The sequence below is a fragment of the Caballeronia sp. NCF2 genome, from assembly GCF_023631205.1.
Classification (GTDB): domain Bacteria; phylum Pseudomonadota; class Gammaproteobacteria; order Burkholderiales; family Burkholderiaceae; genus Caballeronia; species Caballeronia zhejiangensis.
Genome location: NZ_JALQDN010000096.1, coordinates 91,998 through 108,168 on the forward strand (window position 1 = coordinate 91,998; position 16,171 = coordinate 108,168).

General features: G+C 63.3%; 18 protein-coding genes. 6 read left to right on the top strand and 12 right to left on the bottom strand.

Annotation, left to right across the window (positions count from 1 at the left end):
• Nucleotides 1–64 precede the first annotated feature (64 nt).
• On the top strand, nucleotides 65–382 hold the full coding sequence (flhD, locus tag NCS02_RS34985) for a flagellar transcriptional regulator FlhD (protein ID WP_250520456.1): 318 nt from the start codon (nucleotides 65–67) through the stop codon (nucleotides 380–382).
• Complete coding sequence (flhC, locus tag NCS02_RS34990) at nucleotides 379–948, top strand: flagellar transcriptional regulator FlhC (protein ID WP_008345386.1); 570 nt, start codon at nucleotides 379–381, stop codon at nucleotides 946–948. The genes flhD and flhC overlap by 4 nt, the downstream gene beginning before the upstream one ends.
• 10 nt (nucleotides 949–958) lie before the next feature.
• Here the strand turns inward: flhC and NCS02_RS34995 are convergent, their stop codons facing one another.
• The 7 genes from NCS02_RS34995 to NCS02_RS35025 all read right to left on the bottom strand — a co-directional run bounded on the left by NCS02_RS34995 (nucleotide 959) and on the right by NCS02_RS35025 (nucleotide 7,310).
• Nucleotides 959–1,861, bottom strand: coding sequence for a type VI immunity family protein (locus NCS02_RS34995; RefSeq protein ID WP_250520457.1), 903 nt, complete (start codon nucleotides 1,859–1,861; stop codon nucleotides 959–961).
• A 17-nt stretch (nucleotides 1,862–1,878) separates the two neighbouring features.
• Nucleotides 1,879–2,406: an SMI1/KNR4 family protein gene (locus tag NCS02_RS35000; RefSeq protein ID WP_144403556.1), complete on the bottom strand. Its 528-nt coding sequence runs from the start codon at nucleotides 2,404–2,406 to the stop codon at nucleotides 1,879–1,881.
• A 9-nt stretch (nucleotides 2,407–2,415) separates the two neighbouring features.
• Nucleotides 2,416–3,399, bottom strand: a complete 984-nt coding sequence (locus tag NCS02_RS35005) for a PAAR-like domain-containing protein (protein WP_051078947.1) — start codon at nucleotides 3,397–3,399, stop codon at nucleotides 2,416–2,418.
• A 15-nt stretch (nucleotides 3,400–3,414) separates the two neighbouring features.
• Complete coding sequence (locus tag NCS02_RS35010; protein ID WP_250520458.1) at nucleotides 3,415–4,485, bottom strand: beta-ketoacyl synthase N-terminal-like domain-containing protein; 1,071 nt, start codon at nucleotides 4,483–4,485, stop codon at nucleotides 3,415–3,417.
• Nucleotides 4,482–5,480, bottom strand: a complete 999-nt coding sequence (locus tag NCS02_RS35015) for a DUF2169 family type VI secretion system accessory protein (RefSeq protein WP_250520459.1) — start codon at nucleotides 5,478–5,480, stop codon at nucleotides 4,482–4,484. Before NCS02_RS35015 ends, NCS02_RS35010 begins: the two co-directional genes overlap by 4 nt.
• Nucleotides 5,481–5,541: 61 nt before the next feature.
• On the bottom strand, nucleotides 5,542–6,843 hold the full coding sequence (locus tag NCS02_RS35020) for a TIGR02270 family protein (RefSeq protein ID WP_175982425.1): 1,302 nt from the start codon (nucleotides 6,841–6,843) through the stop codon (nucleotides 5,542–5,544).
• Complete coding sequence (locus tag NCS02_RS35025) at nucleotides 6,843–7,310, bottom strand: DUF6484 domain-containing protein (protein ID WP_250442125.1); 468 nt, start codon at nucleotides 7,308–7,310, stop codon at nucleotides 6,843–6,845. Before NCS02_RS35025 ends, NCS02_RS35020 begins: the two co-directional genes overlap by 1 nt.
• Before the next feature lie 170 nt (nucleotides 7,311–7,480).
• On the opposite strand from NCS02_RS35025, the gene NCS02_RS35030 reads away from it, so the two are divergent.
• Genes NCS02_RS35030 through NCS02_RS35040 form a run of 3 tightly spaced genes read left to right on the top strand, consistent with a single transcriptional unit; the run spans nucleotide 7,481 to nucleotide 9,237 of the window.
• Nucleotides 7,481–8,050, top strand: coding sequence for a hypothetical protein (locus NCS02_RS35030; RefSeq protein ID WP_250520460.1), 570 nt, complete (start codon nucleotides 7,481–7,483; stop codon nucleotides 8,048–8,050).
• Nucleotides 8,051–8,076: 26 nt separating this feature from the next.
• Nucleotides 8,077–8,664: a hypothetical protein gene (locus NCS02_RS35035; RefSeq protein WP_250520461.1), complete on the top strand. Its 588-nt coding sequence runs from the start codon at nucleotides 8,077–8,079 to the stop codon at nucleotides 8,662–8,664.
• Between the two features lie 33 nt (nucleotides 8,665–8,697).
• The gene (locus tag NCS02_RS35040) at nucleotides 8,698–9,237 is read left to right on the top strand and encodes a hypothetical protein (protein WP_250457692.1); all 540 of its coding nucleotides are present in this window, start codon (nucleotides 8,698–8,700) and stop codon (nucleotides 9,235–9,237) included.
• Between the two features lie 6 nt (nucleotides 9,238–9,243).
• Here the strand turns inward: NCS02_RS35040 and NCS02_RS35045 are convergent, their stop codons facing one another.
• The 5 genes from NCS02_RS35045 to NCS02_RS35065 all read right to left on the bottom strand — a co-directional run bounded on the left by NCS02_RS35045 (nucleotide 9,244) and on the right by NCS02_RS35065 (nucleotide 14,832).
• A complete protein-coding gene (locus NCS02_RS35045) occupies nucleotides 9,244–10,131 on the bottom strand; it encodes an ABC transporter permease subunit (protein ID WP_200889158.1) in 888 nt (295 codons plus the stop codon).
• A 10-nt stretch (nucleotides 10,132–10,141) separates the two neighbouring features.
• Complete coding sequence (locus NCS02_RS35050; RefSeq protein WP_250520462.1) at nucleotides 10,142–10,957, bottom strand: taurine ABC transporter ATP-binding protein; 816 nt, start codon at nucleotides 10,955–10,957, stop codon at nucleotides 10,142–10,144.
• A gap of 49 nt (nucleotides 10,958–11,006) precedes the next feature.
• Complete coding sequence (tauA, locus tag NCS02_RS35055; protein WP_250437755.1) at nucleotides 11,007–12,083, bottom strand: taurine ABC transporter substrate-binding protein; 1,077 nt, start codon at nucleotides 12,081–12,083, stop codon at nucleotides 11,007–11,009.
• A 210-nt stretch (nucleotides 12,084–12,293) separates the two neighbouring features.
• Nucleotides 12,294–13,541, bottom strand: coding sequence for an ABC transporter substrate-binding protein (locus tag NCS02_RS35060; protein ID WP_502800927.1), 1,248 nt, complete (start codon nucleotides 13,539–13,541; stop codon nucleotides 12,294–12,296).
• A 40-nt stretch (nucleotides 13,542–13,581) separates the two neighbouring features.
• Nucleotides 13,582–14,832: a DUF1479 domain-containing protein gene (locus tag NCS02_RS35065; RefSeq protein WP_250520463.1), complete on the bottom strand. Its 1,251-nt coding sequence runs from the start codon at nucleotides 14,830–14,832 to the stop codon at nucleotides 13,582–13,584.
• Between the two features lie 93 nt (nucleotides 14,833–14,925).
• Here NCS02_RS35065 and NCS02_RS35070 point away from each other — a divergent pair, with 93 nt between their 5' ends.
• Nucleotides 14,926–15,867, top strand: a complete 942-nt coding sequence (locus NCS02_RS35070; protein WP_175982418.1) for a helix-turn-helix domain-containing protein — start codon at nucleotides 14,926–14,928, stop codon at nucleotides 15,865–15,867.
• Nucleotides 15,868–16,171 lie beyond the last annotated feature (304 nt).

Consider the following 16,171-nt stretch of genomic DNA (forward strand, 5'->3'; position numbering starts at 1 on the left):
CAAGAAAATTGCACGGCAAGAATGCCGGCATGAACCACGGGGTTTTTCCGAAGAGCGGGAAACCATGAATAGCAGTGAATCGCTTGACTCGATCCGCGAGATCAATCTGTCGTACGTGATCCTTGCACAACGCATGTTGCTCGAGGACAAGTCCGTCGCCATGTTCCGGCTCGGGCTTTCGCCGGAAATCGCCATGATTCTGGCCAGTCTCACGCCCGCGCAAACAATCAAGCTTTGCAGTTCGAACCAGTTGTTGTGCGCGTTCCGCTTCAACGATCATTCGTTGCTGTCCGCATTGACGCAACCGGCCACGCACGTCGACGTCGGCGCCACTCACGCCGCCATCCTGGTGGCCGGACAGCCGGCGGAACAGTTCGCATGAGCATGGAAACCACGCTTCGCAAAAGCGTCAGCGACGACGCGCAGGAAGTCTATCGCGCGATTGCTCTCATCGAACTGGGCGCTCGCATGCAGTTGCTCGAAACCGAGTTGACGTTATCGCGCGACCGCATGATCCGTCTGTATCGGGAATTGAAGGGCATGCCGCCGCCCAAGGGCATGCTGCCGTTCTCGGCGGACTGGTACATGACGTGGATGCCCAACATCCATTCATCGCTCTTCTACAACATCTATCTGTTTCTCAAGGAGCAGACACGCTGTTCGCGTCTCGATGCGTTGACCAAGGCTTATCGACTGTATGTCGAGCACTGCGGGCAGAACCGGCTCGAAGTCGTCCTGAGCCTGACGCGTGCATGGACACTGGTGCGCTTCTTCGAAGCGGACATGCTGCAGCAGACGCCATGCTGCCGCTGCAAGGGCAAGTTCGTCGCGCACAGGCACGATCTTCAGGCGCATTTCGTGTGCGGCGCGTGTCAGCCGCCGTCACGCGCGGGGCGGACGAAGAAGGCTGCGAGCAGCAAGGCCGAGTGCGGTTCGCTGGCGGCGTGAGTGGATGGACTCAGGTCGGCCATCCATGTGTGAAGCGCTGTAGCCACGCCATGGTCTGGCCGCCTTCCCATCGAGTGCTCCAGAACGGTTCGTGGCTTTTGATCTGCATCGGCAACAACGCACGTGCGACATCGAAATACGGTTTCAGATCCGCTTGAACGTTGCGGTCGCCGAGCGTCGGGCTGTCCGACACCTGCAAAAGCGTCGCGAAAGGCCCATCGACGAAATCGAAAGCAGCAAGCTTCGCCTGCGCTAATTCCTTTTGAAATTGCGTTCGAAAAGGTTCGCCGATGACCGTCAGCCAGCTCAGGCACTTGTAGCCTCGCTTGAGTTCCCTGGCGCTCAGTTCGATCTCCTCCACATCGCAGCCCCAGTATCGGCGCGCCAAAGCATAGATGCGCTCGAACGAAACTTCTTCGTATTTCGAAGACGGACGTCCCTGCAGCAGATAACCGCCATAGCCCGAGCAAACCGGAAACATCGACATCATGTCGAGTGCGAGTGAACGGAGAAATGCGGCATCGACTTGCCAATCGAATTCGAAGCGAAAGAAGCTCGCCATTTCGGGTTCCGTAAAAGGCCGAAAGCCGTGAAACATGAAGACCCGCGAATCGACGGGCTTTGCGTCCGAAAACCCATAGCCCCAATGCACCGTCTTGCGCAGTTCGGGAAGCAAGACGGTTTCGAAGCGAATGCGCGCCGCCGCATCCCACGCTTCGAGCCTCGCCCACGAAACGGTCGACCTGTAGTTCCTGAAGACATCGCCGACCGCGCGAAGGTACGCGTCATACACGCGTCTCGCCGTGACCGGACCGGGCGGATCGGGCACATAGAACACGAGATGCTGTTTCAATTCGACCAGCGGCATGGGCGACGAAGGATCATCCGTGAATTCGAGGATGGGGTTTGCCATCGCGTCGGACTTCCCGGTCAGGGTTTCAGGTTTTTCCGGTCTTTCTGCTGAGCGGCAACACGACGCTCCAGCACTGAAAGATAGCCCTTCAGGAAAGCCTCGAAGTTATCGTGACGCCATTGCTCCCCGATGCTGGAAATCCACACAACCTCGTAGCCATGCTTAGAGGGCGAAGTGTCCACGTCGAACGAAACGCACTCCGGCGTGTTCCCCGCACCGATGACGAACTGGCTGCACGCCGGGTACTCGTCGACCATTTCCGGAAGGAGACCGTGGTCGTCGCGCGCGACCTCGAGCGCCGAAAGCAGTGACAGTTCATCATTCATCAAGCTGGATACGCCATTGCTCGTGGACAGAAACAATCGATAACTCGCCGGCATGACGAGGTTGCGCGCTTGCAGAAAGGCATCGAGCGCCGCGAGGTCGCCTCCGCTCGCCGGCGGGCGCAGTTGAGGCCGCACGGGATCGTCGCTGAAGTAGCCGTTGAGCTTGAACTTAGTATCGCTCAGCTTCTGCAGCAGGTCTTGCATCTGTTGGGTGTTCACGCGACCTCCTTAATCACAGTTACAAGAGGGATGCGCTTTCATGCGCTTGGGGGCGGGTTTGAGCCGGTTCATGCTGCCGCCGACCGTGTAATTCACGCGGGCGTCGGCCCATCGCATATTGGCGCTGGTGAGTGGCCCGCTAAGAGAAGCCGGGTGCATGTGATCCGGATTCATTGCGCCCCGGCCGCTGCGAGCGGGGTCCGCCAATCCTCCCGCCTGCTTCCATTTTTCGTGCTGACAGTCCGGCGGCTTCACGTTCTTCGGACTGTAAAACATGCGCTTGATGGCCGGATGATCGGGATTGCCGGCGGCCGCGGTCACGGCGTCGGCGAAGTCCTTCGCGAATTGCTTGAGGCTCGCCTGATACGCATCGTAGTGGTCGGAACCGGGATTGCTGGGACTATCGCTCAGCCTCGCCTTCTTGCTCTTCGACTGGTTGTAGGCCTTGACCATCTCGCAGACCTGACCGCACATGCAATCGTCCCATTTGCGCTTTTTCTTTTTCTTCTTTTTCCCGCAATCCGGTCCGACCTGAGTCGCCGGCGGACGTTTCGATCTTTTCTGCTTCACGCCTGTCATCGTCGCGCCGGTATTGGGCGGAGAACCGTTCGGGCCGCAGTTGTTGAGCATCGGCTCGGCGAGAAGATGAACGCTCTTGCCCTCGATTTTCACCGTCATCGAACCCGGCGTGATGAATCTGGCAGGCCCGTGCGTGTTGCTCGAAAGCAGACCGCCGCCCGTGCCCTTGCTGGCCATGTCGCCGAAGCTGTTGAACATCGCGCCCCGGATAGCCACCTCGTCGCCCTCGATCTTGACGCTCGTCGAATAGCCGTCCGGCGAATCCCCCGATTTGGCGGTATTGGGCAACGCAGCCGGAACGAACGGAGCGGGCGGCCCCGGCATCTTGCACATGTTCGGGAGCGTGGCCCGAGCAGTGCCGGAACTGCCCTTGGTGACAGGCGTCTTCGGAGGATGGATTCCAACGCTGGTCATGGCGCGTCGAGCAAGTCAATGGCGCGAAGCGGCCGGCATCGTGGCCGATTCGAAAAGCGCGCAGGCCCGCAAGCCCGCCTCCGAACTCGACCAGATCAATGTTCTCGGGCCTGCCGCATAGCCACGCGACGCCGCCTGATGAGCCAGCATCGCGAACAATGGCCCGGACGCCGCGCCCACATCGCCCCAGACGTCCGCTGGCGACAGATAGCCGGTGGCATCCTTGAAATGCCGGCCCAGTCTCAGGCAGACGAACCCCCACTCTTCGCCTCGATAACGCTCGCCGTTGATATCGCAGATGACATGATCGATCGTCTTCCGCGCGCCCGGCGCGCTCGTCAGCGCGTCTCGCACGACCGCGGTCAGACCCTTGCCGACGCACACCTCGCGCGTTTTGATGAGGCAGCGCTCCGATCCTGTCGCAGCGGCGACGAGGTGCATCGTTTCGGCAACGCCGAGCCGCCGGCACGCGGCGTCGCTCATCAACAGGCAGAATGCCGCGCCCTCGCCGGGGACGAAGCCGCTCCTCGATCCTTCGCCTGCGATCTGCCTGCGCCCGTCGAGCCAATTCAGCGTCTCAGGATGCAGATAGCTGTCGATGCCGCCGACGACGCACGCGTCCAGTTCGCCGCTTCCGAGCGACTCGCTCGCCTTCCTGAAGGCCGCTACTCCGGCTGCGTGCCCCTGCGCATGCACCGAGACACGTATCGGATCGATCGTCGATCCGCCCAGCCGCCGCAATCCCTGCATGACGGCGCTCGCGTCTTCATGCGTGAAGCCAGGGCGGATTTCCGGCAGCGCGACCATCATCGGCGATCGAAGCGGCGCTTCGCCCAGGTGAGCGAGGGCGCGCGTCAGGTCGCGCCACGCGAAACCTGCCAGGGCAAGCAGACGAGACGGACCGTGCAGCCCCGGGTCGAGTCCGGCGTCGAAGGCCAGGTTCACGTAGTTGCCGAGCCTGTCGACGATGAACGGATGCTCGCGCGCCGCCCCTATACCCGCCCGCACGGCCGCCGCGCTTGCCTCTGCCCCGAGACCGAGCGGCGTGCGCGCACCGGCGGCCGCCATGACGACGCGTGCGCTCATGACAGGTAATCCTTCTCGCGGACCAGCGTGCTCTCGAGATAATCGGGTTCGTCTTCGACCTTCAGAACCGTGACCCACACGAGCATCAAACGCAGCGCATCGGGTTCCAGTATCACCGACGAAAGGCGTGCGCGATGCTCCTCGTCGCGGGTGTCGATGCGCGTCGTGAAAGCCAGGCGCACCTTCGGCAGCGCGAAGGACATCGACCCTGCGGGCGTGAGGTTGATCAGTTCGACCGGCTCTCCGCCCTGCAGAGGGCTTGCGGGTTGCTGATCGGGTGGAGCGCACTGCAAGGAGTGCGGACTCCAATCCTCGGGCAACAGCGGCGAGCGATCGCGCATCCACGCATCGTCGTAAGTGCCGGCGCGTTCCCGCCTCGGCGACCAGAAGCTGTCGATGGCGCCGAACCCGGCGGGGCCATCCTTGTCCAGACGTCCGCTCGGGTATTCGAAATTGGGCATCGCCATGCCTTCCCGGCTCTGCCCGGCGCCGACTACGCCTCGCCCGACCGGATTTCGGGCGTCATAGCCGTGTCTGGCGGGGTCGTCGCCGGGCGCATCGTAGCCGCCATAAGCGAGCTCGTAGATGACCGGCAGACGGACGACCGGCTCCGCCAGCATGCGGGCGGGCATCCCTTTTCCCCATCTACGATGTCCGCGAACACGCAGCGTCTTGCGAACCGGCCCAACCCGCATGCCGACCAGAAAGTCGTCGCTGGGCCTGCCGCCGGGCGCGTAAGCGGTACCGTTGAGCACGATGTCGGTCGTCGGCTTGGGCCCGAGCAAGTCCGAGTCGTAGCGAAGGCTGGACCGTCCGGGCGTGCCGGTGTATTCGGCGGTCTCGACCGGCGGCGTCTGCTCGTCCGCGAGCCGCGGTCCCGCCGGCGTGATGTCATAGGTCGCCTTTACCGCGACGATCCATTCGTGCGTGCCCTCCTTGTCGCGCGTCCATGACGTATCGACTTCGTAGGCAGTCCGATTCTCGATGCTCCACATTGACGACCCCCTATCGCGAACAGTGTTAAGACGAAGCACGAAGAATCGTTTTGAAAGAGCGTCAATCCATCGCCTGCAATGCGCGTCGCTGACGCCAAGCAGGCGCTGCGCAATTGAAGAGCACGCTGCGCGGATCGGCGAGGCGCAGTTGAATGGCCGCCGCGGCGCGCTGCCGCTGAGCGCCATTGCGCAACACGTCGATGCACTGCGCTTTCGACGACAACGCGCCCATGAGATAGCGCCCGTTGCCCGGCATCCGCGCCTTGTTGGCGTGCCACCATGTGCGCGTCTTGTCGGGGTCCGGCCACGGCGCGCCGTCGTCCTCTTCCTCGGCGGCATCGGCATCTTTTTCGCCGCCGGAATTCCCCGATGCCAACGGCGCGCGTTCCAGCCCGAGACGAACGAAATCGGCTCCCGTGATGAGACTGAAGCTCTCGCCCGCGAGCCGCGCCACGCGGTCATCGTCCATACGGCCGATCAGCCACTGCGCATAACGTGGATCGCCGGTGAAACCGACGGCGCGAATCAGCCTGCGCGCACTCTCCGGTTTAGAAGCGAATCGCTCCAGCCATCGATGCGCATCGGCGGGCGCGAGCACGCTCGCCGCGAGCGCGAGCGCGATGTCGCCGAACATGGATGGCGTAGCCGCAATATCGCGAATGACCTCGAGCGCCTCGTCGCGATCGCCGAACAGCAGCGCGGATCGCGCGGCATGAAACCGGCATGACGCGTCCGCGTGATCGAGATGGGCCTGACATGTTCCGAGCAGATCGACGCGGCCGATCTCACCCGCGCAGCGCAGCGCCCGGGCGCGCAGCACAGCGTCGTCGGAAACGAGCGCCGCGTCGAGATGCCGCTTCGGATCGACGCGATGCTGCGCACATCCCTCGATGCCAGCCAGTCGCGCGGCGGGGTCGTCGCACGCGAGCAGGATCGAGACGACACCGGCGAGACGGCCCGGACTCACCCAGCCGAACGCCGAATGAAAGCCCGCTCTGGCATTGGGCGTGGCCTGACTCAAAGCGAGCAGCCGCATGATCGCCGGGTCCGAACGCGCCTCGATGCAACCGACGGCGGCGGTGAACAGTTCGCCCTTGCCCGCGTGCTCCAGCGCCCGAATGCTCGAACGCAGGCCGGCGCGTCCCGCCACGGCGATGCCGTCGAGATGCGCCGCGATGCGTTCGTCGAGCCGTGTCAGATCGGAGAGCCTCACATGCGGCGCGCGCACGAGACGGGAGCGGATTCGCCGCAAGGCGGCGGCGTCTTCGACATGTTGCTCCAGCACGCGGAAAAGCACGCCGCTCGCCGAGTCCGCGACCGGTTCGGCTTCGTCGGCTTTCGTCGTGTCCACGGCGACATGCATCAGTTGATCTGCACCGATCCGCCGATGATGCGATTCAGTCCTGACGCACTGCTCGACACGCTGCTTCCGCGTATGCGCACATGTCCGTCGCGCGTGAGCGTGATGCTGGCTTTTCCGCAACGCAGCACCATCTGCTCCTTCGCCGTCACGAGAAGCCGCTTGCCATCGGCGTCGACATCGATCTGTGCGGGCGCATCGTCGAACGGCCAGGCTTCGCATCCGATCAGACAGCCGATGACGATCGGGCGCGTCGGGTCTCCGGCTTCGAACATCAGCGCGACTTGACGGCCGATATGCATGCCCCGCAGATCGACGACCGTGCGCGCGACGAGCGCCGCGCTCCCCGGCTGGCCAGGGTAGACGACGAACGGGGACGCAGCGTCGCCATCGAGTCCGATCAACTCGCCGATCCTCACCCCGTCGATGGCCGCAAGAGGGCCTTGTTCGAGAAAATCGCGTCCGCTCATCGCGTGCTCCTTCGGGTCTCATTCAAAGACGAACGAGCCGACGGCGATTTGCAAAGCTATCCATGACTTCGCGGCGCTTGAAATAAGCGCATCGCGAACCTATGCTCATTGAACAGTCGAATCCGGTCCGCAAGCCCCATGCGGACGTCGTCAGTGGAAGGAGACGCCTCATGCGTCTGTCGCTTATCTTCGTGGTCCTGTCGGCCGTGAGCGCAATGTCCCTGCATGCGGACGCAGACGACCGGCAGGACTGGCGACGACATCGCGACCAGCCCGCCCTGAAAGTATTCGATGCACAAGGCAAACTTATCGGACGCCTTGCTTCTTACGGCGGCTACGACGGCGTGTTCCTCACGATCGACCGCGCGCTCGTCTTCGCGCAGATCACGCGCCTGAACAACAACGGCGAAGCGTACGACTCGGCGAAATTCCAGTGGTCGACTTACGGACCATTCGACTACTCGACCGCCGATTGCAGCGGCTCGCCGATCATTCCTCCCGGCAGCGGCCCACGACCGTCGATCGCGATGAGAAGGGGCGCGGACGTCACGCTCCTGATCGCGGGCGATACGGACTCGTCGCCCGCTCAGGTCGTCGCGGTCTTCGACGGCAAGCAGTGCACGCCGCCGCCGACTATCGGGCACATGCCGCCATCGACCGCGCCCGTGCCCGCATTCACGGCCGAGACGAACTATCCGCTGACGGCTCATTATCCCGAGCCGCTCACCATCAGATATTGATCGGGCACGATCGACGGAGACGCTTCATGTGTCGAATGCTTGTTTTGCTGCTCGTCCTGTGCGCGAGCGTGAGCGCCGCCGATGAACGCGATGAACGCGATAAACGCGATAAACGCGACGATCGCGCGCATTCCGGCGAGAACACACTGCGCCAGCCGATGGTGTACGACGCACAGGGAAAGCGCGTCGGCCCGCTGGAGGTTTATTCGGGCGTCAACGGCGTGTATCTCGCGATAGACGGCGAGCCCGTCTTCGTGGCGGTGAATCATAAGCGCGTCGGTCCGTTGCAGTATTCGGCCTCGCAATACGAATGGGTCGGCTATACGTTCGTGCCCTACCCATCGCACGATTGCACCGGGAGCGTCGCCGTCGCGGATGCCGGCAGCCCCGCTCCGGCGATGCCGCTCAGAGAAGGCGCCGACGTGACCGTCTATATCGCGGGCAAGCAAATGTCCGGCAACGTGCAAGTGTGGTCGTTCAGGCAGACAGATCCGTCTACCGGGGCGACGACCTGCCTGACGAGTCTGTCTGACCAAGGCGCCAACTACTGGGCCATCGAGCGCACGTATCCGCTGACGCAGCATTATCCCGAGCCGTTGCGCGTGGCTTATTGACGGAAGACGCGCACGGACCGCACGGAGACCGACATGAGGCACTGGCTGATCGGAGCGCTGATCGCGCTATACGCAACAACATCGCCCGCCGATGACTTCGCGCATCAGGCAAGGCATCGCCCTGTCAGGGTGTTCGATGCGAACGGTCACGTCATCGGCGATCTCACGATCTTCGCCGCGCAAAACGGCGTCGCGCTGACGGCCGGAGACGCAACCGCCGTGATTCCCATTGCACGCGTACAGGACGCGACCTTTCACTTTTCCGCGACCGACTTCAACTGGCTCGCGACGAAGGTCGTCGATTTCGCATCGTCCGATTGCAGCGGCGATCCGATCCTCGACTCGCTCAACGGACCGCGCGCCGCGCTCGCGGTCAGACGCGGCAACGACGTCACCGTGTACTTCGCGGCCGAAGGCGTCACGCAGTCGTTCCAGGCGAATTCGGCGCTCGATCCGAACGCGGCGAACGGATGCCGTCCGTTCACGGCATCCATCACACTTTCGGGCTTCAAGGTCGGCGCGACACTCGCGATCAGCCGCACGCATCCCGAGCCGCTCAGGATCGGCTATTGAAAGGCATCACACGCGGCCTTTCCACGGCACCATCGCTTTTTCCAGATACCGCATCAGCAGATCGAAGCAAAGCGCGAAGAAGCCGATCACGATGATGCCCATGATGACGACATCGCTCGCAAGAAACTCGGCCGCGTTGAGCACCATGAAGCCGAGACCGCGCGTCGAAGCGACCATCTCCGCCGCGACGAGCGTCGTCCAGCCGACGCCGATGCCGATACGCATGCCCGTGAAAATCTCCGGCAGCGCGGACTTGAGGATCACATGCGTGACGACCTGCGTGCGCGACGCGCCCATCGAATACGCGGCGTGGATCTGCTCGATCGACACCGAGCGCACGCCCGCGCGCGCGGCGATCGCGAGCGGCGCGAAGATCGCGAGATAGATCAGGAAGATCTTGGAGAACTCGCCGATGCCGAACCAGATGATGATGAGCGGCAAATACGCGAGCGGCGGCAGCGGCCGGTAAAACTCGATCGGCGGATCGAACACGCCGCGCGCGTGCCGCGAGACGCCCATCATCACGCCGACCGGAATCGCCGTCGCACACGCGAGCGCGAATGCGCCGAACACGCGCAGCAAGCTCGCGACGACGTGTTCCGCGAGCGTCGAGTTCGCGAAGCCATCGCTCGCCACCGCGATGAACTTCGCATAGACCGCTTGCGGCGACGGAAGAAAGAGCGGCTTGACCCAGTGCATGCCGGTGATCAGAAACCAGCCGGCCACGAGCACGGCGACGGTCGCGATGCTCATCGCGAAGCTGCTGCCGTAGCCTGGCACGCCGAACGTGTCGCCCGGCTTCACCGGCTTCTTCTTCGATTGCCGCGCGGGCCGGCCCGGCGGACGCCGCGATGCGCCGATGCCGCTGTCGATCGCGGGACCGGGCACCGTCATCGATGCGCGCTTAACCATGATGAATCTCCTCCGCATGATGAGCGGCGCGCTCGTCGCCGTAGATGATGCCGAGCACCCGCTCGCGCATCTCGATGAAATCGGGGCTGGACTTGATCGCGCGCGCATCGCGTGTGGCGAGGAAGCGGCGGTTGAAATCGAGATCGTAGCTATGCGTGATGCGGCCCGGACGCGGCGACATCACGATCAGCCTGCTCGCCAGAAAAAGCGCCTCCTCGACGCTATGCGTGATGAAGAACAACATCTTCTGCGTGCGCTGCCAGACATCGAGCAGCAGCTCCTGGATGGTCTCGCGCGTAAGGGCATCGAGCGCGGCCATCGGCTCGTCCATCAGCAGCATCGCCGGATCGCAGGTCAGCGCGCGCGCAATGCCGACGCGCTGCTGCATGCCGCCCGACAGCTGATAAATCATGTGCCGATGAAAATCCTGAAGGCCGACGAGCGCGAGATTGCGCTTCGCGATGTCCTCGCGCTGCGCCTTCGGCACGCCTTGCAGCTTCAGGCCGAAGGTCGCGTTGTCGAGCACGTTGAGCCACGGCAAGAGCGCGTGCTTCTGGAACACGACGCCGCGATCGGCGCCCGGCCCTTCTACCGGCCTGCCGTTGAGCAGCATCTCACCCGATGACGGCGCGATGAAACCCGCCATCAGCGATAAAAGCGTCGTCTTGCCGCAACCCGACGCACCCAGCGCGACGACGAATTCGCCATCGCCGATAGTGAGATCGATGCCGTCGAGCGCTTGCACGCGCTCGCCCGGGCGTCGGCCCGGAAACACCACGCTCACGTTCCTCACCTGCATGCAACCCATATGTCCTCCGGACTCGGATGTGCCAAGGGCAAGCGGCGCGCGGCCGGGCTTATTTCAGTTTTTCCGCGGCTTCGACGTATTCCGCCGTCACGAACTTCGAATAGTCCGGCAGCACGGCGTCGACGCGCTTCTGCTGCTTCAGGAAGTCCGCCGTGTCCTTGAGCGCGAAGGCCGCGCGGCTCGATGCGCCGCCGCCGAGCCACTGCTTCGTCGCCTGCTCCTGCGCCGACGGATAGCCATACAGCGAAAGCGAGCCCGGCACGTCGGCCGGCGCGCCGCCGATCGTCTTCGCGATGGCCGCGGCCTGCTGCGACTGCGCGGTCCATTTGGCCGGATCGTTGCGGTATTGCGCATCGAGATCGGAGATGGCCTTGACGAACTTCGCCATGAAGTCCTTGTGCGCTTCGCCCCACGCACGATCGACCGCGATGCCGTCGAACGTCGGCTTGCCGAGCTTGGACAGATCGCCCGACGTAATCAGCACCTTGCCGCTCTTCTTGAGTTGCGAGAGCGCCGGATCCCACACGTAGGCAGCGTCGATATCGCCGCGCTCCCACGCCGCCGCGATCTGATTCGGCTGCATGTTGAGAATCTTCACCGACGACGGATCGATGCCCCAGTGCTGCAGCGCGAACATCGTGTGATAGTGCGTCGTCGAGACGAACGGGACGCCGATGGTCTTGCCCTTCAGATCCGCCGGCTTGGCGATGCCCGAGCCGTTGCGCACGACCATCGCCTCGGCTTCGTTGATGTTGTCGAGAATCCAGAAGAGCTGCGCGTCCACGCCCTGGCTGACGGCGGCGGCGAGCGGGCTGGAGCCGATCACGCCGATCTTGATGTCGCCCGAGGCCATCGCGGTCGCCACCTTCGCGCCGGATTCGAATTGCCGCCAGTTGATCTTGTAGCCGGTCGCCTTGGCGATGGAGCCATCGGCGATGCCGACGACCCAGGGATCGACGATCTGCTGATACGCGATCGTCACTTCCTTGTCTTCGGCGTTCGCGGCCTGCGCGCCGCCCCACGCGCACACGGCGACGACGAGTGTCGCCAGCGCGCGCGCCGGCGAGAACTTTCTAAGCAGCTTGCCCGGCAGGCGTTTCAAGCCACAGACGCGGATCGTGTTCATGACGGTTCCTGGAGAAGTGGAAAATCGGGCTCGCCGGCGCGGCATTCCCCGTTTCGGTGCGGTCCGTCGCGCAAGCGGCGAACCGATGACCGAGTATCCACAGCGAAAAATCCAGGAAGTTAGTGCCAGACGGGAACAATCGTTGAGTCCACATTCCGTCGGGCGGCGGGAAGGCTTCTTATGAAGGCGTCGGCGCTACGGATGCGCCTTTTATTTGATCTTCGCGGCGGCGGCGAGCTTGCGCACGCCTTCCTTCGCATCCTCGTTCGAGTTCATGAAATTCGTCACGACGTCGGTGATCGCGCCCGCCGTCACCGGCGATTGAAGTTCGCCGAAAGCCAGCGAAGGCAGGAAGCCGCCCGACTTGATCGTCGCCTGCTCGTCCGCGCGAGACTTCTTCGCGCAGCTGTCGAACTTGTCCATCGGCACATCGAGGCGAACGGGAATCGAACCCTTGTTGAGGCTGAACTGTTCCTGGAATTCGGGCGACATGATCGTCTTCGCCATCGCGATCTGTCCCGGCGTCGCATCCTTCTTGCCGTTCTGCTGGAAGAACACGAAGGCATCCACCGTGTACGTGTAGGCGTTCGACGTGCCCGGAGCGGGCGCGCAGACGAAGTCGACGTCCGCCTTCTTGCTCGCGTTCGCGAATTCGCCCTTGGCCCAGTCGCCCATGAACTGCATGCCGCCCGAGCCCGAGATCACCATCGCGGTGGCGAGATTCCAGTCGCGGCCGTGATAGGCCTTGTCGAAGTAAGTGCGTATCTTCTGCACCGTCTCGAAGACCTGAATCATTTGCGGCGACGTGAGCGTCTTCTGATCGAGATCGATGAGCGCCTTGCGATAAAAGTCCGTGCCTTGCGACAGCACGACCGTCTCCCAGATGGTCATGTCCTGCCACGGCTGACCGCCATGCGCGACAGGCGTGATGCCCGCCGCGCGAAATTTGTCGGCAAGCGCGAAGAACTCCGGCCACGTCGTGGGCGGCTTGCCACCGACCTTGTCGAGATCCCCCTTGTTGATCCACAGCCAGTTGATCCGATGCACCGAGAACGGCGCGGCGACGTAATGTCCGCCCGACTTCATCGCGTTGTCGATCTGCGCGGGCGTGTGCGCTTTCCAGTCGGCCGCGGCCTGATCGATCGTGACGACCACGCCCTGATCGGCCCAGTCCTGAATCAGCGGTCCTTTGATCTGCGCGGCGGAGGGCGCGTTGCCCGAGATCACCTGTGTCTTCAGCGCGGTCATGGCCGCCGTGCCCGATCCGCCCGCGACGGCGAAGTCCTTCCATTCGTATCCTTGCTTGCTCATGTCGTCCTTGAGCACGCGGATCGCTTTCGATTCGCCGCCGGAAGTCCACCAGTGCAGGACCGAGATCTGTTCGGCGGCCGATACCGCGTGCGTGCCGGCGATGAACATCGCGACGGCTGCCGCAACCGACATCGTTGATCGTTTCATTGCTTGTCTCCGGGTTTTATTTATTTATGAAGCGACGCGTTCACGCGCGCTGTTCGAATCCGAGTTGCGACTTGCCGAGCGGCGTCAGGTCGTCGGGCGTCGCGCGGCCTTCGAAATCGACTTCGAAATGATCGCCTGGAAAATCGGGCGGGCTTTCGCCCTTCAGGAAGCTCGGCAATTGACGCTTCAGATACGCGTCGTTTTTGGCGCATCCGGGCGCGGAAGCGATGTACATGACGTTGCTGTAGCCGGCGCCCTTGTGTTCGTCTTCGACCGCGTGAATGACGTCGCTATGCCAGAACACGGTGTCGCCCGCATCCATCTTCGGGATCGACGACAGCGCCTCGAACAGCGGCGCGTGATACTCCGGCCTGATCGACAGCGCGCGTCCGGGCATCGCGCCGCACAGGTCGTCGTCGGCGACGTCGTCCTGGAGCGCGCGCAGCAGGATGTACACCATCGCGTTGGCGATGGGCACGAGCTGCAGCGTGCCGTCGCCCGGACCTTGCGGCGTCAATGCGGTCCAGCCCTGGAACGTGCGGAACATCGAGCACACGGCCGGCGATGCGATCTCTTCGACATCGGGACGGAAAGCGGCATCGAACGCATCGTAATCGCGCCAGTTGCCCGCGAAGACGTGGCGATACACCTTGCGGAAATTGCCTTCGATCCAGCGCTCGACCGAGCCGCCATCGCAATGCGCCGACAAGCCGAGCGACGCGGAACCGGGCGGCCGCCGGCGCAGACGGTCGGCATAAACCGGCACATGTTCCGGGTCGAAGTGAACGCGTCCTTCGCTCTCGTTGCGCCAGAGCTTGTTGAGAAACACGCGCGCCGCGGTCAGCGATTCCGACTGGCGAGCCAGCACTTGAGGCTTCGACCAGTACACGCCGTAGATTTGCGGCTTGCTCGACGCGAGCTGACCGAAGTACTTGTCTTCGGCGCGGTTTTCGAGGCGCTTGTCGAGGCGATTTCGTTCGACGTAATGCGCGATGTCTTCATCCCATTGCTGTACCTGTGCGCGTGGAAAGACATTGCGGATCACGCACGCGCCGCTCGACTTGACGAGCGCGATCTGCTCGCCGGTCACGCGCCCTTCGGTGATGTCGGCGAACTGAATTTCCGGAATGACGTCTTCGCCGCGATCGCGCCGCGCGGCGATCCGCTTCGCTTCCTCGCCGATCGTCTGCTCGACTTGCGCGAACACTCCGCGGTAGTTCGGCAGCGCGGCGCGCAGTTCCTTTTTTGCTTGCCGGATCGCGCCCGGCAAGTCATCGATTTTCAGCGCCATGATCGTCTCCACATGAATTTCCGTGGACACAGCATATGATGCGTCCGTCTGCGGCGGTGATACGATTCAGGCAATTCATTTGCGTTTTCGGCCATGAAACCAGCCTACGAGCATGTCGAATTCGGCGCGGACTGTTCGGTGCGGGTTTACCATCGGCGGCTCGCGCGTATTCCATTCGAATGGCATCACCATCCGGAATACGAGCTGACGCTGACGATGAACAGTCACGGCAAGCGCTATATCGGCGATTCGGTGAACGACTATCAGGCCGAGGATCTCGTCCTCGTGCCGCCTGATTTGCCGCATACGTGGTCGTCGAACCGGTCGATCGACTCGTCGTTGCCGCAAGTCGCGATCGTCATCTGGTTCGACGGCGACTGGGCGCGGCGCATGGCGGACTGCTGCCGCGAATACGAGCCGCTTCGCAAGCTCCTGCGCCGTGCGGCGTGCGGGCTGGCGTTCGAGCCTCCCGCCGGCGAACGGATGCGCAGCCGTCTCGGACAGTTGCTCTCGACCGCGCCGCGCGAACGCCTGAGCGCCGCGCTCGATGTCCTGTGCACGCTCGCCGATGCGCCGGGCCATCCGCTCGCGTCGCCGAGCGCTTTCAATCAGACGAACGCGGGGCCGTCCGGTCACGAGCCCGAGCGCATCAATCGCGTTCTTTCGATGATCGATGCGCGCTTTGCCGAACCGCTCCGGCTATCGGAGCTATGCGAAGCGGCGAGCCTTTCGGAGCGCACCTTGACGCGCTATTTCGTGCAGCACATCGGCGAGAGCGTCGGGCGATACATCGCTCGCGTTCGAATCGGCCATGCGTGCCGGATGCTGGGCGACACGTCCCTGCCGATATCGGTCATCGCCGCGCGCTCGGGATTTGCGAACGTCGCCAACTTCAATCGGCAATTCAAGGCCGCGAAGCAAACGACGCCGGCGGAGTACCGGCGTCAGTTCATCGATGCAGGCGCGCTCGTCAAGGACACGGCGAACAGCCTGACCGAACGGCCGCCTTCGCTTCAGCAGAAGCGGCGGCGTTGAAGTTATCGCGATGCGCTGAGCCTATGCCCTGCATCGCGCGACAATCTCAGATAGCCCATGATCGTCCGGCTCGCCTTCTTGTGCGCCGGCGTGCTCACGCTCTTGTTAAGCGTCGGTCGCGGCCGATGCGCCTGGGTCGGAGCGGGCCCCGGCGGTGCCTTCATGCGAACGGGCTGAAGTCGTCTCCGCGTTGCGATTAGCTTGGGTTCCTAATCAATCTATACGCGCCGACCGCGCACGATCAGACGATTACCTGCAGACCGGCGCGTCGAGGCACGGTCATTGCGCAGTGGCTTCGGATCGA